The sequence below is a fragment of the Leptolyngbya sp. FACHB-60 genome, assembly GCF_014695775.1.
Classification (GTDB): domain Bacteria; phylum Cyanobacteriota; class Cyanobacteriia; order Phormidesmidales; family Phormidesmidaceae; genus Nodosilinea.
This window is the reverse complement of record NZ_JACJOX010000047.1, coordinates 1-26,072: the sequence shown is the minus strand read 5'-3', so window position 1 is coordinate 26,072 and position 26,072 is coordinate 1. Positions and strand designations below refer to the sequence as shown.

At 56.4% G+C, this 26,072-nt stretch carries 26 protein-coding genes, 1 tRNA gene and 1 riboswitch; of the genes, 10 read left to right on the top strand and 17 right to left on the bottom strand.

The features are described 5' to 3' along the window. Window positions 1–6: 6 nt before the first annotated feature. From H6F57_RS17440 to H6F57_RS17410, 7 genes are all read right to left on the bottom strand, one after another. On the bottom strand, window positions 7–879 hold the full coding sequence (locus H6F57_RS17440; protein WP_190625496.1) for a universal stress protein: 873 nt from the start codon (window positions 877–879) through the stop codon (window positions 7–9). A 594-nt stretch (window positions 880–1,473) separates the two neighbouring features. After that, on the bottom strand, window positions 1,474–1,668 hold the full coding sequence (locus H6F57_RS17435) for an NblA/ycf18 family protein (RefSeq protein WP_073608309.1): 195 nt from the start codon (window positions 1,666–1,668) through the stop codon (window positions 1,474–1,476). Between the two features lie 524 nt (window positions 1,669–2,192). Further along, window positions 2,193–2,948 carry a PP2C family serine/threonine-protein phosphatase gene (locus H6F57_RS17430; RefSeq protein WP_190625495.1) on the bottom strand — a complete coding sequence of 252 codons (756 nt, stop codon included), beginning with the start codon at window positions 2,946–2,948 and terminating at the stop codon, window positions 2,193–2,195. A 20-nt stretch (window positions 2,949–2,968) separates the two neighbouring features. Continuing rightward, window positions 2,969–4,765: an AarF/ABC1/UbiB kinase family protein gene (locus H6F57_RS17425; protein WP_190625515.1), complete on the bottom strand. Its 1,797-nt coding sequence runs from the start codon at window positions 4,763–4,765 to the stop codon at window positions 2,969–2,971. A 189-nt stretch (window positions 4,766–4,954) separates the two neighbouring features. Beyond that, window positions 4,955–5,284 (bottom strand): DUF6825 family protein, encoded by a 330-nt coding sequence (locus tag H6F57_RS17420; RefSeq protein ID WP_190625494.1) that lies wholly within the window; start codon window positions 5,282–5,284, stop codon window positions 4,955–4,957. Window positions 5,285–5,407: 123 nt separating this feature from the next. Beyond that, a complete protein-coding gene (locus H6F57_RS17415) occupies window positions 5,408–6,910 on the bottom strand; it encodes a hypothetical protein (protein WP_190625493.1) in 1,503 nt (500 codons plus the stop codon). 83 nt (window positions 6,911–6,993) lie between these two features. Beyond that, a complete protein-coding gene (locus H6F57_RS17410) occupies window positions 6,994–9,768 on the bottom strand; it encodes a CBS domain-containing protein (protein WP_190625492.1) in 2,775 nt (924 codons plus the stop codon). Window positions 9,769–9,916: 148 nt separating this feature from the next. Here H6F57_RS17410 and psbZ point away from each other — a divergent pair, with 148 nt between their 5' ends. The 3 genes from psbZ (at window position 9,917) to H6F57_RS17395 (ending at window position 10,879) form a co-directional block, all read left to right on the top strand. After that, window positions 9,917–10,105 (top strand): photosystem II reaction center protein PsbZ, encoded by a 189-nt coding sequence (gene psbZ / locus H6F57_RS17405; protein WP_190625491.1) that lies wholly within the window; start codon window positions 9,917–9,919, stop codon window positions 10,103–10,105. 11 nt (window positions 10,106–10,116) lie between these two features. Next, a complete protein-coding gene (ribH, locus tag H6F57_RS17400; protein WP_190625490.1) occupies window positions 10,117–10,692 on the top strand; it encodes a 6,7-dimethyl-8-ribityllumazine synthase in 576 nt (191 codons plus the stop codon). A gap of 115 nt (window positions 10,693–10,807) precedes the next feature. Further along, a tRNA-Gly gene (locus tag H6F57_RS17395) sits at window positions 10,808–10,879 on the top strand. A gap of 288 nt (window positions 10,880–11,167) precedes the next feature. Here H6F57_RS17395 and H6F57_RS17390 read toward each other — a convergent pair. The 3 genes from H6F57_RS17390 to H6F57_RS17380 form a co-directional block, all read right to left on the bottom strand. Further along, window positions 11,168–12,925 carry an adenylate/guanylate cyclase domain-containing protein gene (locus H6F57_RS17390; RefSeq protein ID WP_190625489.1) on the bottom strand — a complete coding sequence of 586 codons (1,758 nt, stop codon included), beginning with the start codon at window positions 12,923–12,925 and terminating at the stop codon, window positions 11,168–11,170. 265 nt (window positions 12,926–13,190) lie between these two features. Beyond that, entirely contained in the window at window positions 13,191–14,393 is a 1,203-nt protein-coding gene (locus tag H6F57_RS17385) for a glycosyltransferase family 2 protein (protein WP_190625488.1), read from the bottom strand. Between the two features lie 183 nt (window positions 14,394–14,576). Next, a complete protein-coding gene (locus tag H6F57_RS17380; protein ID WP_190625487.1) occupies window positions 14,577–15,398 on the bottom strand; it encodes an HAD-IIB family hydrolase in 822 nt (273 codons plus the stop codon). 374 nt (window positions 15,399–15,772) lie between these two features. Here H6F57_RS17380 and H6F57_RS17375 point away from each other — a divergent pair, with 374 nt between their 5' ends. After that, window positions 15,773–16,219: a YbjN domain-containing protein gene (locus tag H6F57_RS17375; protein ID WP_190625486.1), complete on the top strand. Its 447-nt coding sequence runs from the start codon at window positions 15,773–15,775 to the stop codon at window positions 16,217–16,219. A gap of 97 nt (window positions 16,220–16,316) precedes the next feature. Further along, entirely contained in the window at window positions 16,317–17,123 is an 807-nt protein-coding gene (locus H6F57_RS17370; RefSeq protein WP_313933559.1) for a peptidoglycan recognition family protein, read from the top strand. On the opposite strand, the gene H6F57_RS17365 is transcribed toward H6F57_RS17370, so the two are convergent. From H6F57_RS17365 to H6F57_RS17350, 4 genes are all read right to left on the bottom strand, one after another. Then, entirely contained in the window at window positions 17,120–17,809 is a 690-nt protein-coding gene (locus H6F57_RS17365; RefSeq protein ID WP_190625485.1) for a hypothetical protein, read from the bottom strand. The genes H6F57_RS17370 and H6F57_RS17365 overlap by 4 nt on opposite strands. Window positions 17,810–17,906: 97 nt before the next feature. Further along, on the bottom strand, window positions 17,907–18,596 hold the full coding sequence (locus H6F57_RS17360) for a response regulator transcription factor (RefSeq protein ID WP_190625484.1): 690 nt from the start codon (window positions 18,594–18,596) through the stop codon (window positions 17,907–17,909). A gap of 212 nt (window positions 18,597–18,808) precedes the next feature. Next, complete coding sequence (locus tag H6F57_RS17355) at window positions 18,809–19,570, bottom strand: response regulator transcription factor (RefSeq protein WP_190625483.1); 762 nt, start codon at window positions 19,568–19,570, stop codon at window positions 18,809–18,811. A gap of 113 nt (window positions 19,571–19,683) precedes the next feature. Then, window positions 19,684–21,015 carry an aminopeptidase P family protein gene (locus tag H6F57_RS17350; protein ID WP_190625482.1) on the bottom strand — a complete coding sequence of 444 codons (1,332 nt, stop codon included), beginning with the start codon at window positions 21,013–21,015 and terminating at the stop codon, window positions 19,684–19,686. Between the two features lie 242 nt (window positions 21,016–21,257). Here H6F57_RS17350 and H6F57_RS17345 point away from each other — a divergent pair, with 242 nt between their 5' ends. The 3 genes from H6F57_RS17345 (at window position 21,258) to H6F57_RS17335 (ending at window position 22,917) form a co-directional block, all read left to right on the top strand. Further along, window positions 21,258–21,566 (top strand): hypothetical protein, encoded by a 309-nt coding sequence (locus H6F57_RS17345; protein ID WP_190625518.1) that lies wholly within the window; start codon window positions 21,258–21,260, stop codon window positions 21,564–21,566. A gap of 77 nt (window positions 21,567–21,643) precedes the next feature. Next, a riboswitch (cobalamin riboswitch) is annotated at window positions 21,644–21,848 on the top strand. A gap of 109 nt (window positions 21,849–21,957) precedes the next feature. Further along, complete coding sequence (locus H6F57_RS17340) at window positions 21,958–22,425, top strand: hypothetical protein (protein ID WP_190625481.1); 468 nt, start codon at window positions 21,958–21,960, stop codon at window positions 22,423–22,425. Window positions 22,426–22,497: 72 nt separating this feature from the next. Beyond that, window positions 22,498–22,917 (top strand): DUF1636 domain-containing protein, encoded by a 420-nt coding sequence (locus H6F57_RS17335; RefSeq protein WP_190625480.1) that lies wholly within the window; start codon window positions 22,498–22,500, stop codon window positions 22,915–22,917. A 37-nt stretch (window positions 22,918–22,954) separates the two neighbouring features. On the opposite strand, the gene H6F57_RS17330 is transcribed toward H6F57_RS17335, so the two are convergent. Then, on the bottom strand, window positions 22,955–23,455 hold the full coding sequence (locus H6F57_RS17330; RefSeq protein WP_190625479.1) for an ureidoglycolate lyase: 501 nt from the start codon (window positions 23,453–23,455) through the stop codon (window positions 22,955–22,957). 546 nt (window positions 23,456–24,001) lie between these two features. Between H6F57_RS17330 and H6F57_RS27645 the strand changes: the two genes are divergently transcribed. Then, window positions 24,002–24,154, top strand: a complete 153-nt coding sequence (locus H6F57_RS27645) for a hypothetical protein (RefSeq protein ID WP_199289568.1) — start codon at window positions 24,002–24,004, stop codon at window positions 24,152–24,154. A 15-nt stretch (window positions 24,155–24,169) separates the two neighbouring features. Continuing rightward, window positions 24,170–24,343: a hypothetical protein gene (locus H6F57_RS17325; protein WP_199289567.1), complete on the top strand. Its 174-nt coding sequence runs from the start codon at window positions 24,170–24,172 to the stop codon at window positions 24,341–24,343. Window positions 24,344–24,375: 32 nt separating this feature from the next. Here the strand turns inward: H6F57_RS17325 and H6F57_RS17320 are convergent, their stop codons facing one another. Together H6F57_RS17320 and H6F57_RS17315 are read right to left on the bottom strand one after the other, a co-directional pair. Further along, on the bottom strand, window positions 24,376–24,972 hold the full coding sequence (locus H6F57_RS17320; protein ID WP_190795022.1) for a hypothetical protein: 597 nt from the start codon (window positions 24,970–24,972) through the stop codon (window positions 24,376–24,378). A gap of 227 nt (window positions 24,973–25,199) precedes the next feature. Further along, entirely contained in the window at window positions 25,200–25,973 is a 774-nt protein-coding gene (locus H6F57_RS17315) for a tetratricopeptide repeat protein (RefSeq protein ID WP_190625477.1), read from the bottom strand. Between the last annotated feature and the right edge of the window lie 99 nt (window positions 25,974–26,072).

The window sequence follows — 26,072 nt, the reverse complement described above, 5'->3', positions numbered from 1 at the left end:
GCGTGTTTAAGAGGGGAAAAACAGCACCGGATGCCAGCTGCTGCGCAGAATTTCGCGGGTGAAGCTGGGGGCTGACCACTTGAGAATGCCGCCAAGGTTGCTAGAGCAGGTGGCGATCGCCCCAATATCGTGCATTTCGGCTGCTTTTAAGATTTCTGCTAGAGGGCTGCCTTCGACGATGGTGGTGTTGACCACTAGATTGAGGGCAGCTAGCTCCGCCTGAAGCTGGTCGAGTTCCTGTTCGGCTTGCTTCATCGGGTTATCGCCCCGCAATTCCCGGCGCATATTTTCATCGATTACCCACAATAGGCGCACTCGTTCTAGCACCGAGTTAGGGTTGCTCTTCACCTGCTGGTGAATTTTTTTGATCAGATTTTTGCCTCCCTGGGTGCCGTCGTAGGGCACCAGCAAGTAGCGGAACAGGTGGGCACAGCGCAACTTTAGCTCAGCGGTAGTGTAGGTCGACACGAGCTGGGGCCGCAAAATAATAATGGGAATTATTGTTTTTTCGGCTAGACCAGCGGTAGTGCTGCCAAACAGTTTCTCCTCCAGCAGGGTGCGGGTTGGGCTGCCCAAAAAAATCACGTCGCTCTGGTGTTTTTTGGCCAAGCGCAAAATGCTCTCGCTGGCGCGTCCCATCTGCACCTCAACGGTTACATCAATGCCGTCGGGTATATCCCGCAGCAGCGTCTGCAAGCGCTGGCGGTTCTTTTCTAGCAGTTCTGGGCTGTTTCGCGGAATCTCCCGCTCACTGTCGACAGAAACATTGTGAAAAAATACCAGCGACTTGAACCCTCCAGCAACGAGGCTCGGCACAAACTGAGCGAGACGGTAAATACCGTCGGTAAAGTCGGTACAAATGAGCGCGCGCTGAAACATATGTCCCCCGTCCAGGTGCAACAAAGCGTACAAAATTTGCGATCGCCCAATCTGGCAATCGTTGCGGCGTGTTCCTCCAGACCTTCAGCGGCCCTCGGGGAAGCCCTTCCCATTACCATAACGTTAGACAGGGCCGTTTCAACCCCTGAAAGGTCGTAGCTCCCTTTTGCACAGAGGTTCTGTAGGCTAAGCTGGACCGCTTAGATCTCGACGGCAACGATGTCAACTTCTCAAAAATCAGAAGGTGGGCAAAACTGAGAGCTAGAAAAGGCTGGATTGACCGGCTTCCTATGCGCTCGCTGCATAGAGACATTGGGTCTGTTAAAAATAGCTGGCTCACCGGCGGGCAAGGTATTTGAAGCGCGTCGCGATCGGTTGAATGAAATCTCTGGTAAAGATATAGCTGTAACAAGCTTTTGCAGAAACAAGCGGATTGAACGAAGTGGCCTCTAGGCCAACGGAGACTTCAATTGTACAGCTCATGAAACGGTCTTTAGCATCGAAGGTGACGCCCCGGCATCCCCGGCCTGATTCAAGAGAATCGTGCAAGAGAGGGAGGTCGCCGTCTTCATGCTGTTTTAGCGACGTTAGCACCTACATTTGAGGGTTCGGCCCAATTCCCCATTCATGCTTGAGAAAATGCTTGTACATAGTCTCTCGCATCATCATCTGTTCATACATCTTGACTAGGAACTGCTGAGCCTGTTCCCGGCTCATTTTGTCGACCTGGGTTTCAAAGGACCTCAAACTAAACTGTTGCTCCAAAGAGAGTTGCATCGGTTCGTTCATGGATTTGCTCCTGAGAGAGAGAGAGAACAACAATCCAGTAGTGTTTGTAACGACCACGCTGAGCCTGAGTTACGGCCTCATGTACGGGCTAGCTTCTTTAAGGAAACCAATCCCAGCACATCTGGCTTTTCTACCGGAATAGGTTGTAACCACCGTACCGGCCGAGGCCAATGCGCAATGGTTTACAAATTATAACGATCATTTGACAAAGATCCACTTACTGGTCTTGTTAGCGAATATAACAAGTCGTCCCCAAGCCGTCATCTGCCGGTAGAGAATTTACAATTTTTAGCAATGTCTGCTAAGTAAAAATGCTCAGAGCAAACTTCTTGATATATTCTTCGTTTAAGCCGGGGCGGGGCTAGTGCAAGGGTGCTTAAACCGCATTACTGCGTAGTCACAGCATCTCAAGCCTCCGTTCATGGAGGCTTTTGGAGATGTCTATAACCCAATTGCATCGCCTGAAGGGTCAGTCTAGTGTCGGCAAAAGACCTGCCTTTGGACAGGTAAAATTGTTGCCCGAACTAGCTGTCAGCGCCGTTAGGCGGTGCTGACAAATTCACGACCACAACCGTAATGTTGTCGCGGCCCCCCCGCTGTTTAGCAGAATTAACTAGGGCAGTGGCCGCTGCCTCGCAAGCGCGAATCGACTTGAGGTGAGAGGCAATGAGATGATCCGATAATTCTTCGGTGAGACCGTCGCTGCACAGCAGTAGGCGATCGCCACTGTGCACCTCAATAGGCTGAATATCAATTTCGGTGAGGTCGTCGCGTCCTAGACACTGAGACAGCACATGTCGCCACGGGTGGCTGCGCGATTGGGCTGAGCTGACCTCACCCGCTCGAATAGCTTTGGCAATCCAGGTATGGTCTTCGGTGAGCTGCTCTAAGTGATGGCCCCGCAAACGGTAGAGGCGAGAGTCGCCAACATGGGCGCACCAGGGTTGCGGGTCGCTGTCGCGAAAGGTGACCAACACCACAGTAGTCCCCATGTCGGCTCGTTCAGGGTGACGCCTCTGGTCGTCGAGAATGGCGTTGTTGGCTTGACGCAGGGCTTGCTCTAGAAGCTGGACCGTGGCTAGCTCTCCATGCCAATGCTGCTGCAAAAAGGTCTTAATAGCGGCAGTGGCCAAGCGGCTAGCTTCCTGCCCCCCGGCATGCCCGCCCATGCCGTCTGCCACAATAAAAAATCGTCCCTCAGGGTCGATGTAATAATCATCCTGGTTGCTGGTGCGCAGCAGGCCCGGATCCGATAACCCTGAAAAAACACAATCCACCATAGCAAATTTGGGCTAAACCATTAAGGCAAACGATCGGCCCGGTTGACCTGAAGCATCGCTCGCAAAAACGCGATTCCAGTGCCTACCGCCAGCACTCCAGGTACTAGGGCCAGCCAAACAAACTCCGATAGTAACAGTACTGTTGCCGAAAGGGTAAACGCCCCCACCAAAATGGCATAGTTGTTGGCCATCGTCACCCCACTCATCCGGCGCAGGGCGCGATCGGTCTCGATCGATCGCACTCGTACGCGAATGTCGCCGCGCTCTAGTTTGTCAAGGGTGTCTTCAATGCGTCGGGGTAGCCCCAGGGCAGAGGTGCTGACTTGGGCGGCCTGGCGGCTGAGTTCTCCCAGCAAACTGTTAGCTCCATCGGTCGGGTTGCCATTAGACATAAGCTGTGCAGCAAACGGCCTAGCCGCTTCCATAAAGTTAAACTCGGGGTCGAGCCCTTTACCTACCCCTTCCAAGGTAGAAAACGCCCGCATCACAAACGTAAAGGTGGCCGGAAAACGAAAAGGCTGATCGTAGGCGACAGCGTAAAGGTCATCGCTGATGGCATTGATGGACTGTTCCTCAAAGGGTTTGTCCATAAAGTTATCCAAAATGTATTGGATAGAGCGACGTACCGGGCTCATGTCGTCAATTTGCGCCAGTGCCCCCAGTTCCACCAGGGAATCCATTACCTGTCCGGCATCGCGCCGGGCGACTCCCATGAACGTGCTCATCAGCCGTTGGCGAGTCATCGGCTGCACCTGGCCCATCATGCCAAAATCGTAGAAGATCAGTGACCCGTCGAGGCTAACAGCAATGTTGCCCGGGTGGGGGTCAGCGTGGAAAAAGCCGTTGTTTAATAGCTGGTGTAGATACGCTTGAGCTCCCAATCGGGCTAGGCGCTTACGGTCTAACCCAGCGGCTTCAAGGGCATCGTAGTGGCTAATCTTGATGCCGGGCATATACTCCAGGGTGACCACTCGAGAGGAAGTCAACCGCCAGAAGACGCGGGGCACATTGACCCAGTCTTCGCCGCGAAAGTTGCGACGAAAGGTATCGGCATTGCGGCCTTCATTGAGATAATCGATCTCCTCCCACAGAATGCGGCAGCACTCTTCATAGATGCCTAGCCAGTCACGGCCTTTGCCCCAGCTAGGGTGGTTTTGAAAGTAGCGGGCGATGCCTTTGAGAATAGATAGGTCGATGGTGAAGAGCGATCGCAGCCCCGGACGCTGCACCTTTACCACTACCTCATCGCCGCTGTGCGTCTGAGCCCGATGCACCTGCCCCAGGCTCGCTGCCGCCAGTGGAATCGGATCAAAGGTGCGGTAAAGGGTGTGGATGGGCTTGCCCAGGTCAGCCTCGATAATGTCGCGGGCCTGCTCATAGCTAAAGGCCGGCACCCGATCTTGAAGCTTCGACAATTCCTCCACAAACTCAATGGGGAAAATATCAGCACGGGTCGAGAAAAGCTGCCCCACCTTAATGAAGGTTGGGCCTAAATCGAGTAAGGTTTCGCGAATCCAAACGGCCAGCTCTCGTCGCCGGACTGTCTGAGCCTCAGCGGTGATGGTGCCACCGTAGCTCCAAGCCTTGCCGTAGAGCCACCGGGCCCACAAAAGCCGGAGCACAAAACCCCAAATATCGACAAACCGACGCTGACGGGAGTATCGGCCCTGGTTCCAGCGGTAGGAGTCTTGGCGGAAAGGCGGGGTCTTTTCACCAGCAGCAGCGGCCAGACTTGCTGTGCTGGCTAGGGCTAGTGGAACGGGCTCAGCTCCGTCTAGGGGTGCTTCGAAACCTGAGGTATTTAAGCTGCCATGCATGCCTTCAACATAGCTTAAGTTACCCTCGCCGTTGTCGAGAGGAGAAGGCCGCTTGGCCGATGCGGAGGAGTCAGAAACAGCAGACACTCAGATTCCTAGAACAGAAGGGATGGCAGCAACTTATAGACCAATACAGCCTCGGGCAACAGCCCCAGCAGACTCAGCCCTGGCATAGAGCCAAAACAGTGTTTAAACCTGGGAAGTAGCCCGATACTGCTGCAAGGCAACTCTCACCTGGGCAATTTCGGCTCGCAGAGTGTCAATAGTGGCTTGTAAATCGGTGACTGAGCCTGGCGCAGCTGATGCTGTGCTTCCCATGTAGGGTTCCCCAGCTTCCGCCTCTGCTTGCTGAGCCCGAGCCATTACTTCTTCCGTGAACTGGCGAAAGTGTTCCCGCTGTTCGGCGTCAAACTTACCCACCAGGCTCAATCCATCGGTCAACAACCGCTCGGCGCGCTCATTAACCGCATCGGCTAGGGCGCGGCCAACATAAAACGCATGCAGCACGGGGCTACTCATGGCAAACCTCAGGGAAAACGGGTGATGTAACAGAATTCGTTTAACTGTAGAGAATTATAACGTCCTTATTCCTCTAGCACTGGGCGGATATTGGGTTAAGTTTTGGTTTATTTAGCAAACCGTCTAGCTAGAGGACGGAGCCGGGGCCGGTGGCTGAAGCGGTGGAGCTAGGGGTGGTGGGGCTGCTCCCTCCGCCGGAGCGGGCTCTACAGGAACTGGGGCGGGCAGCGGCTGCGGTGCCCGAGCGGGTTCAACCGGCAGTCGTGCCGGGTCACTAGGGAATATGGGTTCAAACTCGGGTTCGGGCTGGGGGGCTACTGGCTCCCAGTCTTCCACGGGTTCAGGAATAAATTCAGGCACAGGCTCAGGGACATTTTCAGGCTGGGGCACCGCTGGGGGCGGGGCCGCAGGTTCTTGGGGGTCAGGGGCAAAGTCAGGTACTGGCGCTGACCCCGGCGGTGGCGTGTTGCTGTAGTCGGGGCGATCGCGCTGGGCTGGAGTGTCAGCCCAGGGCTGCCAGAGGTCGTCGCCATCCCAGTCGGGTAGGGGAGGAAACGACTGATTGGGACTGAGGAGCTCCTGGCTGGCAGAGCTAGCGGGCTGAAGCCGGGCATAGAGGCCAAATCCTAATCCACTGGCCGTGGCCATTAGCCCAGTCGTTACCAAAGCCAGCATTGGTAGCGAACGGCGGTGAGGCTGGGTCGTGCCAACAGGGGCTCTGGCCTGCGCAGGATAGTCAATGGTCGTTTGGGGTTGGGCTCCAGGGTCAGATTGGTTAAATACTGCCCTAGTTGCGGGGCGAGTGAAGGGCTGGGGTACTGCCCTGGGTGCTGGTGTCGATGGTAGCTGTTCGAGGGGCGGCAGGAGGGCTTTCCACTCCGCCAGGGTAACGGTGGGCAGCGGTGCTAAGGTGGGCGTGGCCCCGTTCAAAAGCCTGGGGCTGCCCAGGGCCAAGACCGTATCGACAGCAGTGGGTAGATCGGGGTGGCGACGACGAACCTCCACTGCCAAGGGAGCGTTGGTAGCTTCAGCCCGCTGGCCAGTTAGCAAAAAGTACAGCAGGTGGGTAAGCCCGCGCACCATGGCTGATTCTTCTAAGGGCACTTGTTCTTTGTCGGTGGAGTAGGGGATGGCGGGGGGTAAATCAAAGCCCGTAAACGTGAGGATTTCTTCTTGTAGCTCGTACCACACCTGGTCAGGGGTCAATCGCAGCCCAGCCCAGCCCAGGGGGTAAAGCATCTCAAAGGCTTCTACAAGGCGCTGGATGATAGCCATGCTGGTGCGAGGTGCGAGGGAACCGGCCTCAGTCATCAGGCGATCGAGGGGGGTGCCGGGGGGGCTGGCCAGGGTTTGATAGCAAACGCCCTCTTCTTCAAACCCCCCCAAGCGTGCTGGAAATGCAGCCTGTTTAAGACTATTAACCTGGTCGAGGTACTGATAAAACAACTGTCGCTGTGGGGCATCGGGCAAGTTTTCTGGACTACGACTGCCCAAAATGCGCAGCTGTATCCACTGCCCCTTAGACACATCCATCGCTAGATAGACAGGGCCAACGGCATCGTCAGCCACCCACGCATCGATCACGTAGGTGCCATTTTGCAGGGCAGTGCCCACGGCTAGGGTCATAAAAGCAGAGGGAGTCAATGATCTTTGCCACTCTACCCCTTTCTTCATCCGACGGGGGAGAGGTGGCAGTAGCTTGTGCTCCCTTAGCATTGAGGATAGTGCTGCTCTAGAAAGGCGATCGCGTCGGACTGGGTTGCGATCGCACCGTCAAGCTGAGCGGCAAACAGCGCCTCCAGCATAGGCCTAAAACTGGGGCCGGGACGATAGCCCAGGGTTTTGAGCTGGTCACCGTCGATCAGGGGCGCAGTGGAAGCCCACTGCATGAGGTAACGCCACAGGGCAGAGCCCAGCTGCCGAGGATGGCGAGCACTGATGAGCAGGTGAGTAGGAAGATCAGCTTGACTAAAGGCCGCATATAGCTGGCTGGGGGCGGGCTCGTTGGCCACCAGGATTTGCCACTGCTGTTCCCATTGATCGAGGTGGGTCAGACGCTCAATGGCGCGATCGGGCAGCTGTAAATGGGTGGCCAGGGGCGATCGCGCCATAGCCGGTATGGCGGCCAGCAGCCCCTGTAGCCGCAGCAACCAGGGCGGTCCCAACTCGGGCCAGCCAAAGTGCTTGGTCCAGCGGCTGAGGCGTCGCAGCTGCTGCCATAGGGCTGGGGTCATGGTCAGCTCACTGTGGAGACAGCGCAGGGCCCCAAGCTGGTCTAGCAAAGTTAGCGCTGATTGCCAGTAGGGTGCCTCAAGAATGTATTTCAGCTCGTTTTTGAGCCGCACCTGTAGGGCCGGGGCTCGCCGCATCTGGTGCTGCATTTGGCTGTAGACACCGCTGGCCATGGCGTGGTGAATATAGCCTTCGGTCTGGGCGTCAAGGCTAAACCCTAGCCGCACCGCAAAGCGCACCGCTCGGTAGATGCGGGTTGGGTCTTCAATAAAGCTGTTGGCATGCAGCACTCGAATGGTGCCCTGGCGCAGGTCAATGAGACCGCCAAAGTAGTCAAGCAGCTGCCCAGACCCAGGATTGGTGAGCCGCAACGCTAGAGCATTGATCGTAAAGTCGCGACGGTAGAGGTCTTGCTGAATGGAGCTAGCTTCGACTTCGGGATTGGCGGCGGGGTAGGGGTAAAACTCCGTGCGGGCGGTGGCAATGTCAATCATCAGTCCGGCCAGGGGATGGTCTAACTCTTTGCGCCAGACCAGCGACGCCGTTTGAAAGCGCCCATGCACCTGTAAATCGACCTCTGGAAACCGTTCCTTGATCACGGTCGCCAGGTCAACGCCAGCCCCTACTTGAGCCGTGCTGAAGAACCCATCAACTACTAAATCGAGGTCCGGTAGAGCCGCTGAAATTGAATCGGTGCAGATCAGCAGATCGCGCACCGCGCCGCCCACCAGGTAGAGGTGCCAGCCTCGCTCCTCGGCAGCAGCGGTGATTTGCTGCAAAATGTCCTGCAAGACAGACGACAGACTAGCCTCCAAAGCTCGCTGTAAGGTAATGGCGGCAGGCGGGTCTAGCAGAGCAGGTTGGGCCGAGGGAGAGGGCTGCCCCTGGTGCAGGTGACGTAGCAGGTCAGTGCGGGTAACGATGCCAACTAGCGCTCTCTGGTGCAGCACCGGCAGGCGACCAATGTCGTAGGTCACCATCAGGTGCTCGATCTCGGTGAGGGGGGTGTCAGGGACAATGGTTTTGAGGTTAGTAGCCATATAGCCCTTGACCGGAGCGTGGCTAAAACCGTGGTGGAGTGCCAGATCCAGATCGCGGCGGGAGATGATGCCGACCAGGCGATCGCCCTCATCGACCACCGACAAACCCGAATGGCCGTAGCGCAGCAAAATCCGCTGGGCCTCGTGGATCGTGGTGTCGGGGCGAATGGTGCGTACCGGCGACGACATCAGGTCGCGGGCGGTGGGCTGGCGGGGTAAGTGCGATCGCACCGCCGCCATGACCTCCTGCACTGTCCCTAAGGGGTCCTCCGTCGTAAGATTGGCCGAGGCAGCCGCAGCATGCCCACCGCCGCCCAAGGCAGTCAGCACCGTGCCCCAGTCGAGGTGAGCGCTCACTCGGCCTCGGGCTCGGCCAATCAACGTGAGTTTTTGAATCCCCAGCGATGGGTCGGATAGATCGCTGTCTGCCAACCCATCGGCGTCCGCTTCTTCCTTAGCGGCGTAGTGGGCCCCAAATAGCAGTGCATCAGCATCGACTAGGGATATCAGTCGCTCTGCCAGCCCCGACAAACCCGGCACATACCCGTCAACCCGCAGCAATACCCAAGCCAACGCGTGGCCCCCCACTGCCTCTACGTGGAGGGAGGCCATGGCCTCGGTCAATAACCCCTGCAGAGTGGGGCTCAGTCCTGGTTCTACAAAGTCGGCAATAATCGCGAGGCTGGCCCCATGGGCCATCAGCCAGGCTAGAGCAGAGGCATCCCGCGCCGTCGCCCCCTCATACAGCAGCGAACCGGTATCGACGTGAATGCCCAGGGCCATGACTGTAGCTTCAGCGACGCTTGGCTCAATCTTTTGTTGTTGTAGGGACTCCACAACTAGAGTGGTGGCTGCTCCCACAGCCTCAATCATTGTCTCCTGGGCCTGCACCGTCTCGGCACTCGTGGGATGGTGATCGTAGATCTCGATGGGCACCTGGTTGTGTTCGGCCTGGGTAATCCAATCGGCTGCTGGGCCAAAGCGATCGCGCTGCTGAGCATCGACCAAAGTGAGGCGATTAATCTGACTTGGATCTACCGCTCGCCGCTCAATCAGCGGATACTCGTCACGGTGGAGGGCCAAAAATCGTTGCACCGTCGGATGGCAGCCTCCGGTCAGCACAATACGCCGTCCTGGCTGTAGGCGTGCCAGCCCCACGGCAGCCCCTAGGGTGTCAAAATCGGCAGTGGTGTGGCAAAGGACTAAGTCCATAAATTTCGGGCCTTTTTTAGGGCCATACTTTCCGGCGGGGCCTCTTTCTGATAGCGTACTGGTTAGGGTAGTGTGGCTGTTAGCCTGGGCTGATCAGGTTGTTCACCGCCGTCTCCGCTGCTGTGTTTGAGAGAGCAAATATAAACCCATGGTAATTCTGTTTCAACTCGCGCTGTTTGCCCTGGTTCTGATGTCATTTGTGCTGGTGGTGTATGTGCCCGTAGCCTACGCCTCTCCTCAAGACTGGGATCAGTCCAAACGACTGATCTTGTTCGGCTCTGTTATTTGGGGCGCTCTGGTGGTAGTCGTAGGCAGCCTCAACTATTTTGTGGTGTAGAAAGAATATTTATGGCGGTTTTTGAAGGCACGTTAGTCTCCACAGGGTCTCCCCGGTTTGCCATTGTGCTAGGCCGATTCAACGATTTAGTTACGGGTAAGCTGCTGGAGGGTTGCCAAGATTGCCTGAAGCGCCATGGTATAGACGTTAACCCCGAAGGCACCCAGGTTGACTACGCCTGGGTGCCCGGCAGTTTTGAAATTCCACTGGTGGCTCGGCAGTTGGCCCTTAGCGGCCGCTACAACGCAATCATTTGCTTGGGAGCCGTCATCCGTGGCTCGACGCCCCATTTTGACTATGTGGCGGCGGAGGTAGCCAAGGGCGTGGCAGCAGCGGGTTTCCAAACCGGTGTGCCGATCATCTTTGGCGTACTCACTACAGATACGCTGCAGCAGGCCCTAGAGCGGGCGGGTATTAAAGCCAACCACGGTTGGGACTATGCCATGAGCGCTTTAGAAATGGCCAGTTTAATGGGAGTGATTCACTCCGCCATGGGCAGTGGTGCGGGCAATGGCTCAGCCCGCTTGGGGCCTGGGATGCCGGTGGCAGCTCAAGCCGTCGTGATTCCGGAGGCGGACTCGCTTTAGGGCTGAAGATTGCCCAAGAAAATCCAAAAAAATGTTGACATAGTCACAATTTTTTGAGATTCTAGATAAAGTCAAAACCAGCGAAACGGAATTGCTCCTGACACTGGTTTTTAATGCGGGTATAGCTCAGTGGTAGAGCGTCACCTTGCCAAGGTGAATGTCGCGCGTTCGAATCGCGTTACCCGCTTGTTAAAAGGTTGTGCGACTTTAAGCTTTTAGAATCTAATTAGATTTTAGGGCTGGTCGTCCACAGATGCCTGATGAGTGATCTGTCAGCAACGTCACCTCGAACCACATTCCCCAGATAGACAGGGGATGCTTATGGAGACGCGGGCGGAGTCAATCCTAAAGCTGTAGAGGATTCTCCACAGCGCTCTTAGAGGATGACTAAACAGGATTGACTCCAAAAGCTAGGAGTCCTCTAGCGCTGAAGCACTAGGAGACCCCTAACCTGTAAATCGCACCCAGCAGAGCCCTAGGGAGCGGTGGGTTGAATGCTTTCTCTGCGAAGCGCGCAAAACAGGGCTTCGGGTCGATGACCGCGCAGCCAGTAAGTTTCCATTTCGCCACGACCTTTAATGGCGATGCAGCCGCGGCGTTCGAACCGGTAGCTGTCCTTGAGGCGCTCATAGGTAGCGGCTGTCACTTGAATCTGACCGGGTTCGCTAGAGGTCTCCATGCGGCTGGCCACATTGACAGCATCGCCCCAAAGATCGTAAATAAATTTCTTCGTGCCAATTACTCCGGCAACTGCTACCCCGGTGTTGATGCCAATGCGAATCTCCAGCGGTTCCCCCGACTCGGCCTGAAAGGAGGCGGTTACTTGCTGCATTGCTAGGGCCATTTCGGCGATCGCCTCCGCGTGATCAGCCCGAGGTGTGGGCAGCCCCGCCGCCACCATGTAGGCATCGCCAATAGTTTTAATTTTCTCTAGATCTAGCTGCTCAGCCAGACTGTCGAAAGCCGAGAAGATTTGGTTCAGCAGGTCGACCAGCTTAATGGGTGACAGATGGTGCGACAGGCTGGTGAACCCCACAATGTCGGCGAACAGAATTGTCACCTCGTCAAAGTGCTGGGGAACGGACACCTTGGTCTGCATCAGTTCGCCAGCGATCGGTGCTGGAAGAATATTGAGCAAGAGCTGCTCAGCCTTTTGCTGTTCCTGGGCCAGTTTTTGATTGCTGATTTGTAGTTCACTCAGCATGTCGTTGATCTGGCAGCCCAGGTGGTTAAGCTCATCGGTTCCCTGCACCGACACTCGCTGGGTGAGATCGTTAGAGCGCCCGATGTGCTGCACCTGCTGGCTGAGCCCCAGCAGCCGCCGTAAAATTACTCGGTCGAGCAGCAGCAGCATACCGCTGGTAAACACAAGACAGGATCCGAGCAGCGACCAGCCGAGATAGTGACGGCTAATCAGCCCTTGTCGGTGGATATCGCGGGGCAGCTTGACCTCTAGCAGCGCTTGGGGAGTGCCGTAGACATCAGGCCAAAGCGTGTAGCCCATTAGGGTATCGTCATTTTGAGGGCGCACTAGGGTGGCCGAGTCGGTGCGATCGCTGAGGGTCGTAAGAATAGGGCGGAGTGACTCCGACAATTCGCCCTGACCTAGGGGATGGAGCTGTAGATCGAGCCGCGTGCGCTGCGCCAAGGATTCGACGACGCTGGCACTTAGGGTTCGCCCCATGAGGAGGGCACCCCTGGATGGGCCGGTGGCATCGCTGCGCAAAATAGGCTCTACAACAACCAGCATCAGGTGGCCATCCACCATCATTAACCCTTGGTGGTGGGAAGCCAGGTGCTCAAACTGCATCAGCGGGCTGGTGGGATTAAGCTGCTGGGTCAGATTGGAAGGTAGGGGTAGAAAGGTTCTGTTGTCTACGTCAAAACCCGTGCCGTAGACGATCTCACCGTCGGGGTTGATGAAGGCTACAACATTGAGCTGTAGTCGTTCAAAGGCGTACTTGCTGAGATTCGACTCGAGGTAGTCAGGGTTGCCGTTTTGGATAAAGGCGTAGGTGTCATTCCAAGCGGCCCAGTCTTCGGTAAGGCTCTGGATCTGGGCGAGGTCGCCGGCTAGCACCTCATCGACCCGTTGCAGGTTGCGGTGGGCATCTTGCTGCTCAAAGCGACCGTAGCTACGCTGCAAAATGACGGAAAAACTGCCGTAAAGAATTGCCATCAGCCCTAGCAGAGGCAGCGTAGTTAGCAGCAGAGTTTTGTGGCGCAGTTTCATAGGTTAGGGGCGCTGTGGGGGGTGTCACCCCTCAAAGATACCTGTAGAGTACCCATGACATAGCACTACAGCGATGTCCCTCACCATTGCTTTGAAATGAAGCGTTGTTTTCCAGCGCTTTTATGAGGAGTCTTTGGGGAAGCGTTACCAAACTTAAAAGAATCGCAGTATTGTTGGCGGTGTTGCCAAAGACCTCAAGGACGGCCGAAGCCTCCCTAATGGCGTAGCCTTAGCGGTTGAGGGGAGCTACTGCAAAGGTAGAACGCTACCCGTCGCGTTCGGTGCGCACCCAGTTTTTTTCGGGTTTAACCAAAAATTTGAAGTACAACGGAATTTTGTTGAGCACGTAGAGCGGCACGGTTAGCAGATCTTTAAGGGAGAGATCGCTACGTCCGTAGCCCACCCAGGCTAGGCTGACCCCGGTGCTGAGGGTGAGTACTGCCCCTAAGGCTAGGTAGGCGGGTAGCCAGCTCAACCCAACGAGGGCCGCAGCCAGGCAGAGGGCTGCGATCGCCAAGGTCACCATGACCTGTAGCGAAATGGGCAGTACTCCTAACTCTAGAGCTAGAACGAGGACGTCAACCCGCCCCTGACGTAAGGCCTGACCCAGCAGCTTGGGCACGTACTCGCTCAACATCTGCAGATGACCATGCTCCCAGCGGGTGCGTTGGGTCGTGGCGGCCTGGTTGCCGCTGGGTAGGCGGCTGGTGACCCAGGCGCTTTGGCAAAATTGAGGCCCATAGCCGGCCAGAGCCAAATCGAGGCCGAGCTTCATGTCTTCGACAATGTGACCACTAGCGATATTGACGGCGATGGCGGCCTCCCAAGGCATGGCGATACCAGTGCCGGTCAGCAGACAGGGCTGCCCCAGGCGGTATAGCCCGAGGGGGCGCACCCAGTTTTTCACCTTGAAGGCAAAGGCTGAAATGCCGTCTTTAAGCCCAGAAATAGGAGGCTTCTCCATGAGGTAGACAGCCTGGGCCGGGCGCTGGCTGTGCCAGGCCTGAATGGCCAGGGCGGCTAAGCTGTGGGGCTGTAGATCGCAGTCGGCATCGACAAAAACAACGATGTCGGGTGGGTTAGCCGTGAGATGGCTGATGCCAAAGTCGAGGGCATAACCCTTGCCGCGCTGGGTAAGGTTCTGGCGCTCAATCACGGTGGCTCCAGCCTGGCGGGCGGCATCGGCCGTGGCATCGGTGCAGTTGTCGGCGATCACCAGCAGGCGATCGCTAGGACGCAGCTGGGGCAAAATGGTGGCTAAGGTCGCGGCAATGCCTTCAGCTTCGTTGTGGGCGGGCACCAGCACTGCTAGGGAAAGATCGGCAGGTAGGGTAGAGGAATTGGCGGACGATTGGGCGCTGCTTAAAGCCATCAGGCACTCGAGGGCAAAAAAGGTTGAGGTGGCCAGCAACAGCAGCGGCAAAACCGCGAGCATGACCGTGACCAGGTCGCCTAAAGTTACGTTCATAACTACCCAACGTGGTTAATTTAATCTTTTCTGCTAGGTTGCCCAGATTGCCAGGTTGGCTTATCGCTGAGGCTAACGCCCGCAGTAGGTACCTTAGCGAACCCTGGTCAAGTTCACTAATTTCGCTCCGCCAGATTTACAAGAGCTTCAAAAACCCGTGTTGTCAGTAGTGCTAGCCCATTGCTAGGCCATGACCGCTTCGAGGACGGCCTCTACGGCGATCGCCCACCCTTCGGGCGCTGGGGCTGGCGCGACCTGCCAACCGCGGTCAGCTAGCTGAGGATGGGGACCGTGAGCGCTGGGTAGCACAATCGGATAATCGACGTTTTCTAACATGTCGAGGTCATTGGGGCTGTTGCCTAGCCCAATGGTAGTGATGGACGTGGCCCCGGAACCGCTGGCTTGGTAGAGCTGCACCAGCTGGTGCACGGCCCGGCCTTTGCCCGCTTCGCTGCCAATTAAATGGGAAAAGCGATCGCCAATCACGACCCGAAACCCCATGGCTGCTACGGCCTCACGCAGCTGGTCGGCGGGCACATTTTTGGGAGTCATAAAGGGTTCGGTGAACTCCCTGGCCTTGGCCTGCTTGGCCTCTTCGGGGGATAGCCCGGTGAGTTGCACCACCTGGTCTACAGTCCAGTCGCCAAAGCCTTTGAGGGGGCGACCGAGATCTTGGGCGATCGCCTTTAGCCCAGCGCGAGCGGTGACATAGCTACAGCCCAGTTGCAGCACCCGGTAGCCATCGACATCGTCGCCTGGCGGCAGGGTAAAGCCTGTGTGGTCGATGGGAATGTAGATGGCGCTGCCGTTTTCCACCACGAAGGGATCGCGCAGGCCGACATCCTGCCGCAGTTGGGCGACCTCTTGACGGGTTTTGCTCGTGACCGGTATCACCGGAATGCCCTGGTCAGCGAGCTTAGCCAGGGTGGGCAAGGCCGCCTGGTAGGCGTAGGTTTCGCCATTGAGCAGGGTGCCGTCGAGGTCGGTGAAGATAATGCAGGCCATAGAAATAACGAGGGGGCGCTATAGATAAGGACAGAGGACCTATCCAAAGCCTACTGTAAGGGCCACCCTTAATTCTGACGTCTCAAATTCAGAGTTATAAGGCGCTGTAGCCTACGACAGATTTTGGTCTAGAACGGCTGGAATTTGCGACTGGCAAGGAGCACGGGGCTGCTGAATACCCCTGCCAGAAGTATGGCGCGCCAGCCAGTGTCACCATACGGCTGAGCCGCAAATAGGCATCGAACGAGAGCTGACGTTAAAGCAAGAGTGAGACAATTGGGATGCAGCTTTTCCTGGGGTTCGTTCTAGGGCTAATCTGTTAAGGCTTTAGTTTACGGCTAAGGTTCTGCTGTTCGTTCCTCTACGAGTGTTGTATGGAGTTTAAGACCCCTGGCCAGGAGGCGGTTTACCATCGAATTTTGCCCTGGATGCATGAGCTGTTTGGCGAAGCGCTGGTGGTATTTGAGGATGAACCCCTTTTCATTGTGAACTTGGGGTCGGCGGTGGCCTCGACTCGAGTGGTGCCCTGGCACGACTATGAAACGCTGATTACTACGCGAGCCTATGTAGTAACCGCGATTGATCTGACCCCCGAACTGAGCTACTACCTGCTGCGGGAAAACAACGGCATCTACTTTGGCCGCTTTGCCTACGATGCTGAGGATGACATTGTGTTTGAGCACAGTCTGGTGGGTGATACCTGCGATCGCCTCGATCTAAATCACTCCGTTGCCACCGTGATTCGCATTGCTGACAGCTACGACGACGAAATTGTCGCTCGCTGGGGGGGGCAGCGGGCCCTCGATCGCTGGGCTTCTTAACGAGCCTGCGACGGTCTAGGGGTTTCATCTCAGGATGAGGGTTCATTGAGCCCATTTCGCGCTACAAAATAGTCTGACAATGCACCCGGAGGTTGCCGTGGCTCGTCGCTGGATTTGGATAGGGTTAGGGGGGGTGCTAGTGGCGCTGCTGAGCTTGGGGCTCGGCTCTGCCCGCGCGGCAGGCCCTTTAGAACCTATGCTCACCGTGAGCGGTTTGCCACCTATGCAAACTACGGCGGCAGCAACGCTCCAGCCGCTCAAGGCCGCTCAGCCGGGGCCAACTGATTTTGCTGCCCCGCCAGAGCTGGCCCAGGCGGCTCCGCCCCGACAGGTGACGGCCTTGGCCGACCCCACTAACTACGGCGATCGCTTTCTCACTGACATCAATGGCCAGGTGGTGCACAACGACTTCATTGCCGTGCTGCATGAAACCGTGGGGTCGGCCCAGAGTGCCCTCAACCTATTTCGCACACGGCACCCGCGCGACCAAGACCAAGTCAGCTACCATGCCCTAATTGGTCGCGATGGCACGGTGTACTACATTGTGCCTCCTGAAAAACGGGCTTTTGGGGCTGGCAATTCAGTGTTCAATGGCCCCAATGGAGCAGAGGCTGTGCGCACTAATTCAGCGTTTCCCCCCTCGGTGAACAACTTTGCTTACCACGTGTCTTTAGAGACCCCTGGCGATGGCTTCAACAACCGCCGTAGCCACAGCGGCTATACCCAAGCCCAGTACGATTCTCTAGCCTGGCTGCTGGCTCAGACCACCATTCCTGATAGCCGGATTACTACCCACCAGGCAGTCGATCGCTCCGGCAACCGTATGGATCCGCGCAGCTTTAATCCGTCTAGCTTTTTTAGCCAGCTGCGCCGCTATCCAACCCGCAGCGGCCTGACGGGCTAAGGGTTAACGTTGAAAGGCACGACCATTTCGTACACCGACAGATCAAGCACCGTTAAATTAGGGTCACGGCTAGCAAATATGCCGTCACCCATCATGGCCTCGTAGGCCTTAAGGTTCGCTGCTATGGCTTCGTCCGAGGGGGCTAGGCGCAGCCATAGAGTGTCGTCGTACTGGTCTAGGTCGGTGCCCTCAAGCACAATCGTGCCGCCATAATCCCAGGCAAAGCCATAGAGGTCGAAGTCGCCTAGGACGGCTTGAACCGTAGTATAGGGTGCACCCACCCCCAACCCCTCTGGAATTTGCCAAGCCTTGCCAAAGTCTTTGAGCAGCCGGGGCTGACTTTGGGCGGCGTCATTCCATACCACGGCAAACTGTTGGTCAGTACCAGGATTGACCACTGTGCCCACCTCTGTGCTGCCTTCTCCTAGGGAAATGGGGCGATCGCTCAGGGCAGCCTCGCCATAGAAATTGGCCAAATCGGCGCGGCTGGTTTGGGCCGTAACTGGGCCCACCCGTTCGCCAGGAACTACCAGCCCGTCGTTATACTCGCCGGGCAACTCGGGTACTGCGGCAGCGGGTTGTTCAGCGGTAGTGGTGGACTCAGAGGGCTGTGCCTCCTGGAGTTGGCAGGCGGTTAGAGGTACCAGCGACAGACTGAGAATTACTGTCATCCAGAATTGCACCATGGTGATTCCCCAAGTCGAACGGCCTGAGCTTCAGATAGGGAGCCGGGCTATCTCTTCAATTATGACCAAGGCACAGTCGTTTTGGACGGGTTGATGACTAGGGCACCAGGTGGTGGCTAATGGCAAACCGCAGCAGCTCAGAACGGTTGCTGGTCTCGGTTTTGCGCAGCAGACTGCTGACATACTTCTCGACGGTGCGGGGGCTCAAAAACAGGCGATCGCCGATTTGAGCATTCGATAGCCCATCCGATAGCAGCGTCAGCACATCCTGTTCCCGAGCTGTAAACTCAGTTACCAAATCGGCAGGATCAGGGGTCCAGGGCGCAATCGCTTCACTGACTACTTCACTGGACTGAAGAGCACGCTGCTGAGCGGTACTGAGGGCCACCTGCTGAATCCATGCGGACTGGATCAGCTGCGATCGCTCCAGCAAATTGCGCACGATCGCCCCTATCTCTCGCAGCTCGAAGGGTTTAGGCAAGTAGAGGTCACAGCCAAGCTGATAGCCTCGAATCCGGTCTTGGGTCTGATTGTGAGCAGTGAGGAAAATCACTGGCAGCAGCCGAAAAGCCGGGTACTGCCGCACTTTTTGCACCAGAGTAAACCCATCGAGGCCGGGCATGCCGATGTCGGTAATAATAAGCTGGGGCTGGTGGCTAAACACCTGACTCAGCGCCATCTCGCCGTGGCTAGCCATCAGCACAGAATAGCCCTCAAGCTCTAAATAATCGCATAACGCAAGGCGAGTGCCCTCGTCGTCTTCGGCAATTAAAATGGTGAGCGGCATAGCGTTCTACCAGGGTTGGAGCTGCTGACAGGTCAAACATCACAGCCTACGGCCACGCTCTCAGCCTTGGCACGCAGACGACTTTCGCTCCTGCCCCTTAAGCCTAAACGACAATCTAAGGACTCGGTTTGTTTGTTGCTGAAGTTAAAGTCCTGTGAAGTGGCACTCCGCAGAAGTTAACATAGCCCCCTGGGGACGGGTTTTGACAGCTCCTAACCCAGGCGATAACCAAAGCCACGCACGGTTTTCAGGTATTGCGGATGACTGGGGTCAACCTCTAGCTTTTCGCGAATCCAGCGAATATGCACGTCTACAGTTTTGTTGTCGCCCATAAAATCGTGCCCCCAAACCTGGTCGATAATCTGATCCCGAGACCACACCCGTCGGGGCTGGCTCATGAACAGTTCCAGAATTCGAAATTCTTTGGGGGAAAGGTTAACCTCTTCACCCTTCAAGAAGACGCGGCACTCCTGGGGATGGAGCATGATTTCTTCAAATCGGAGCACGTTGTCTTTTTCAACGCTAGCTTTGCCCCGCTGTCGGCGCAGCAGCGCCCGGCATCGGGCAACCAGCTCCCGCATGCCAAAGGGCTTGCTCAAGTAGTCGTCGGCACCAATCTCGAGCCCCACTACGCGATCGGTTTCGGTACCCTTGGCGCTCAGCACTAGAATGGGCACATCGATGCCCTGGTGGCGCAGCAGGCGGCAGAGGTCAAGCCCGTTCATGCCGGGCAGCATGAGGTCGAGCACCACCAGGTTGACTTCGGGCCGGTCGGTGCGGCTCGACACCGATGTGCCGCCCAGCATATCGAGAGCAGTCAAACCATCTTCGGCAACGAGAACATCAAACCCTTCCTCGGCCAACCCAAGGGCCAGTGTTTCTCGAATCAGTTCTTCATCTTCGACGATGAGTACCCGCCCTAGGCCAACCCGTAGGTTTGGCTGAGCCTGAGGCGCGAGGTCTACAGAATCCATAAGAAATGGTTAAAAACTGCTCACTGAAATCATATCAGCCCCAGAGAGATGAACAGCTTGGCAAAAGCTAAGACTTTGTAAACCCCCAGGTTGGAGTCGGTTGGGAAAACGCCCTAGGCTCCGCTAACTAGGGCTTCTACAGCATCGGCGCGGGTGGGTAGGGCGGCGGTTAATACGATGCAGCCCGTTGAGTTAATGTGCACGTCATTTTCAATACGGATGCCGCGTACCCCGTCAAAGGTCTTGAGACGGTTCCAGTTAATAGCGTCGTCATATCGGCCCGACTGCCTCGCCGGGCCGAGGATACCAGGTACTTGATAAAAGCCAGGTTCGATAGTGACTACCATGTTGGCCGCTAGGGGCCGGTCCAGGCGGAGAAACTTGAGCCCAAAGCGATCGCTGCGCGATCGCCCCGGCGCGTAGCCTGCCATATCCCCTAAATCTTCCATGTCGTGCACATCGAGCCCCAGCAGATGCCCCACTCCATGGGGAAAAAATAGGGCGTGCACATCCCGCTCAACCAAGGCATCAGGATCTCCCTTCAGGACTCCCAAGTCGACCAACCCCGCCGTCAGAGTGCGGCAGGCCAGCAGGTGTAAATCCCGGTACTCAATTCCAGGGCGGGCGGCGGCAATGCAAGCATCGTGGGCAGCCAGCACCAGGTTATATATATCTCGCTGGGCTGCGGTGAACTGCCCAGACACAGGCCAGGTGCGAGTGATATCCGAAGCCCAACCGCTAGGGGCCTCGGCTCCCACGTCGGCTAGCAGCAGATCGCCCGGAGCCAGAGCATGGTGGTACTGCTCATTGTGGAGCACTTCGCCATGGACGGTGACAATGCTGTTGTAGGCACAGGTCATGCCCTGGCCGATAATCACCTGCTCCATGGCGGCCCGCACCTGGGCCTCAGTGGTCGCCCCTAGAGTGGAGGCCATACCGGCTTTGTGGGCGGCGACAGAGACCGCCACCGCCTGTTTAATTTGGTCGAGGGCGTAGTCATCGTGGTGCAGTCGCAGGGTCACCAGGGCTGCGGCCAAGACTCTGCTGCACTCTGGGCCAGCAGCGGTTTGAGCGGGGAGGGTTGCCGCTTCAGCCAAATAGGAGTCTAGGTCTTGGCAAGGATAGGCGGCATCGGCTCCAATGGCAGCGGCGATCGCCTCTCGGCTGGGACTTGGCCCGTGCCACAGAGCTGCTTCGGGAGAGGTGTCATTCATAAACAGCGTCAGCCGACCCCCTTCGAGGTGAAGGGCAGCGTTGGCCAGGGGCAGGCCCGCAAAGTACAAAAAATGACTGTTGGCCCGAAAGGGATAAGTGTTGGCCGGAAAGTTGCGCGACACCGCCTGCCCTGACCACAGCACTACTGGCCCTGGGTGAAGCTCAGCCAGGCGATCGCGGCGCTGCCGCAGTGCCGCAGCCAGCGATAACGAGGTAGTCTGAGGGGGCATAGACAACCAAAGCCGACAACCTCCTTAGTCTGCCACAGCACACCAGCACTGAAGAGGTAGCCAGCTGGACAGTCTAGATTAGCTGGTTACCTCCGTTGCCAACAGTTAACCCCAAAGGGGAGAAACATCCCTTAAAATGAAACCAATAAAAAATCAATTTTTTGTGAATTTCCCGTTCAAAAATAAGTTCAAGTGAACTACTGTTGAATCTATAACGGCCAGCCTATTTCAGGTGCAGCGCTATGGCTTCCTTAACGATTTGTTTAGGATCACGGGTTCGCCTCAAGGGTCAAGGCGACCACATACCCGATTTTGTAGTAGTGCGGTGCGAGCGCGATCGCTGCTGGGTGCGCCAGCAAGACTGGGCTCCCGGTACTGAGATCCAAGTCAGCTTTAAGGAGCTGCTAGTGCCTCCCGAGGCGGGCTCAACTCTAACGGTGGCGTTGGCTCAGCAGGTCAAAGCCTCGGGGTTGCTGGCTGGCCATGGTGACCACCGCGCCGGAGACAACGTGGTCTATATGGATGCCTACCGTCGTCGCCATACCCCCTAGCAGCGGTAGTGCTAGCGATTAATAGCCTTGCTGTCAAATCGCAACGATTTGTTGCTGATCGCTTCGCCCTTAAGGTGTTAGGATGCAGCTCTGTCGGTTTTAGCGGGGTTCAGCCGCTAAAGGAAACGGGGAAAGCGCAGCGCAAATCTGCCACTGTCCCGCAGCTGTGAACCGATTTTAGGTTTTGGACTTTAGATTTTGGCTTCACTCCTGCCAAAATCGCCAGTTTGCCAATCTAAAATCGTGTGAGTCAGAATGCCCGCCGATGGATGCCCAACGTTATTTCCATCTGCGAGGTACAGATGACTATGAATAGTCTTTGGTTTGCTCTAGGGCGCTGTGGTCCTGGAGGGATTTTTCACATGCCGCAACAAGCCCCACGCCATCGCCGGTGCTGGCTGTGCGCGTAGACATCAGCGTGTGGCAAGGCTGTAGCGACTGGCAGCCGCTGTTTATTCGCGAATACTGGCTGCCCATGGGCCACATTGCCTGGCAAGGTTTTTTACAACAGGGCCGAGGCTTGGTGCTGTGCGAAGTTCACGCTAGCACCGCCACGGTGGACTGGAGCTGCACGGCGGTACCTTACACTGCTCGCTTTGTGGCCGCAGGTGCCTGGGCTGCCTGCTGTCACGACCTCAGCCTACTAGCCGATCAATCGCCTGCTGTGGCAGAGGCTATAGCGACCTACAACCCCGCTCAGGATGCGATCTTGCTCTTGATTGGCGACTCGCACCCCTACGTGAGCTGCCTAAAGGGCTGGGCGGTGCCGCCGCCGGAGTGCTCGCGCCAGATGGGCGATTCGCGAAGCGATCCGTCCCGGAATCGCCACGCCGAGTTCACCGTCGCCCCACAGCTCTAATCTTCCTAGTTTTGTTGGCTGTCCAAGCTTCAAGGCTGCCTGCAAAGCTTATTCACCTATCGATTCGAACCAATGACCCAACCCACCCTGTTTGTCTGTGCGCTGTGCAAATTCCCCGCCGCTGAGTCTGGCGCGGGCGATACCCCCGGAGGGCAGCACTTGCTCGACCGGCTGACCGACTGCCTAAATGCCGAAATCAGCAAGGGCGAAATCACCCTTCAGTCGGTGCGCTGCATGGCCGCCTGCGATCGCGCCTGCAATGCCGCCCTCAGCGCCCCCGGCAAGCTGACGTTTATCTTTAATAACCTCTCGCCCAGCCAGTCGGCCCCTGACCTGGCAGAGTTTTGCCGCCAGTATGCCACTGCCGCTAATGGCAAGGTGCCCTACGGGCTGCGATCGCCCGCCATTAAGCAAGCTACGGCCTACGTGCTGCCACCGCTATTAGCCGAGGCGGCGATTCCAGAACGGAACGTTTCGCGAATGGCCCATTAACTCATCTACCCATCCACTCATCCACCCATCTACTCTTCTACTCCCCACCGACAATCTCAAACTCCAGCCCAAAGTCCTGGGCCAAACTACAGGTTTGGTGGTCGGTAATGTTGGTATCGCTCAGCTCTAGGTTGTAGAAATTCACCGTGGGATGGCAAAAGTATGGCCCGGCGTGCCAGGTGCCCACCTCTAGCTTGATAAAGCAGTTGCCGGGGATGTGAAAGGCGCAAATTTTACTCGGGTCGGGCTGCTCAGTCGCCTCCGGCGGGGCCACCGCCATGAACCAATCTTTGCCCGCCAGCGCCCCTAGGCACTGAGTGCAGCGCTGATGCCGGGTAATGGTGCGAAACCGGGTACCCTTGTTCTTCAGCGTCATGATGTAAAAGCGGGGGATACCAGCATCCAGCTTGAGCTGGGCTTCCGCGGGGCCAAAGGTAGCTCCGTCGGCACTGGGGAAGATAACCTGGCCAAAGGGAGCAAAGTTCTCTGGGGTAATGGGTCGCGCCGTGAGGTGCTGAAGGGTGAGGGGTAAGACCATGGTGAAACCTTACTCTCTGGGGGAAGCTTTGCACCGATATCAGGCAGCTTTGTGAATCGTGCCGTCACTTTTAACGCCAACCACACGATCGCTCTGCATGGGCAAGAGTTCTTAAAAGTTCTATCATGTCTGACCTTCTGGGGTCTCGGTGCGGGCTAGCTGCCCGACCCTACTTCTACGCTAGTGCGGGCGAGGCCAGAATTGGGAGCCCAATTGACAGAAGTTGACTGCCTAAATCGAGGTGGATATCCCCAGAGAGCCAGGTAAGGACGAAGTGATCTAGAAGAACTAGAGGGCGTAGCTTTGTAACAGGGGAGCGTTTCTTTGTAACGAGAGGCCGTTTTTTAGTAACGGGAGGCTGTTTCTCTATGACGGAAGGACGTTACTTCGCGATGGAAGGCTGTTGCTTTGTCATGGAAGCGCGTTGCTTTATAACAAGCGGCTGTTGCTTTGTCATGGAAGCGCGTCACAGAGTAACAGAGAAGCGTTGCTTTATAACAAGAGGGCGATATCGAGTAACGCTTCGACATTGGACGCGATCGGCAGGTGCTGATTTGCGTATCCTACGGGTTAGGAGAACGGCTCACCCGCCGTAACCAAGAGCAACACAGCCACCGCGTCGTCGTAACCGAGGAAGGAGGACAGATTATGACCTGTGACCATGCCAAAGCGTTAGCCCTCGCCAAAGCAGGCCAGTAGGATGCCCACGAGCTGGTGCAGCCCTATTGCGATCGCAACGCCTGCCTAATTCATGCCTACCTGCATCGGGTTGAGGGAGACAACAGCAACGCCCGGTACTGGTATCGGCAGGCCGGAGTCACCATGCCGGCCAATACGCTGGAGGAAGAATTGGCGCGGTTAGTTGATGCGAGCGCAGGCCAGGCGTGAATGGATTCATTGGCTCGGCGGTGGGCAGCCCGTCACGTACGGCGATCATGGCGTAGAGCCAGCAACCGATACATCACCATACCTGTCATGGTGGCAGAAATACCCCACATCATGGCGATCGCAACAGAGCTCGTCAAAATCAATCCGGTGGTTGTATGGCCGATAGCTCGGGTAACAGAACCCAAAATAAACCAGCCCAGCCCCCAGCTAGCCGCACCGCTAATGACTTGAACTAAAACCCACCAGGCCATACCAGGAATCTGGGTATAAAAGACCAGCCCCTGAATACCACCGATTATTATGCCCCCTACGGCTCCACTCATGATTAAGCTGCTGTAAAAGGCAATATAAGGCCGCATCATGCTGCTCAGCACTACCCCTAACATAGTGGCCAGGGTCCATCGCACCGTTCCCGAAGCCCCCAAACGCAGCATTGAACCCTGCAAGAGACCAACTGCAGCTCCCAAAACGTAGGGAGTGATTTGGGTTGGCTCAGCAGGGACGCTAATCATGGCTAATCCACAGCCTAAAACCGTCAGGCCAACCCAGAGGGAACAGAACTTCCAGGCCCTGTGAGGGGGATAATTGGCGACCAAAAATAGGGGACGGTTAAGGGCAGAAAAATTCATAGGGATGTCGTTGACGCAACGTTGGACCAGGGACGATACCGTCGGTGGCGACTCTACCTGCCTGCCCTGCCAATAGCATACCCTCGCTTCCTGAGCCCAAGCGTGATGCGAAACCACAAAACCCACGGGCAAGACCCCATATACCGTTACCCGAACCTCTCAACTAACCATCTCACGGGTGAGTTACTGGTGCCTGGGCAAACCTGTGAACCTGCCACACAGCCAAATTAGGCACCCGGCACTTGGGACGATAGCCGCTCAATCAAGAACAACACCTCGGCGGCATCGTCGTAATCGAGGGCGGGGTCGTCGGCTAATGCGGGGTCGCGGGAGCCATTGAGGATGAAGGCTATTGCCTGGATGAGTTGCTTGAGCGAGGCTGTTATACCAGGCTCGTTCGACAACGCAGCCAATTCCTCAAACAGCGATGGAACGTTCTGCTGTTGATTCAGCAGATCTAAGATCTGCTGTACGAGTTTGCCGCCATCAAATTGTGCTTGACCTCCTTCCTGCCTGTAAATGAAATAGGCTCTGCGGGCCTGCTGCCATGCTATCTGAGCTGCCGCCAATTTCTTTGTGGCAACTTCAACTTTATACAAAATGTTGAAAGATTTCCAGATTCCTACGGCAGTGCCATAGGGTTGATAGCATTTAATTGCCTGTAAGATTTGTTCACGGGCTTCATCGTAAAAATTAAGTCTATACAAAGTCTTCGCAATATTATGATGCGCGATGCCTTGATGCCGCAAGTCCCCTAATTCAACATGAATCTCAGCTGCTTGCTTATAAAAGATAATTGCATCCTCTAGTCGCTTCAAACCATAATCATAGAGATTTCCTAGCTCTCCTAAGCTACTTGCCTGTCCAACCCGATTGCCAATCTGAGTATTTATTTCTAGAGATTTTCGATAAGCAACTTCAGCTGCATCGTACCTTCCTATTCTATAGTGCGCCATACCAATTTGATGTGAGGCAGCAGCAACGGAACTAGGGCGTGTCATCAATTAGGTTAGGGTTGAAGGGTAGTCCTTAAAGCAAGACTCAGCGGAATGACAAGCCGACGCTATGCCCTGCGCGATGACCAATGGGAGCGAATCCAG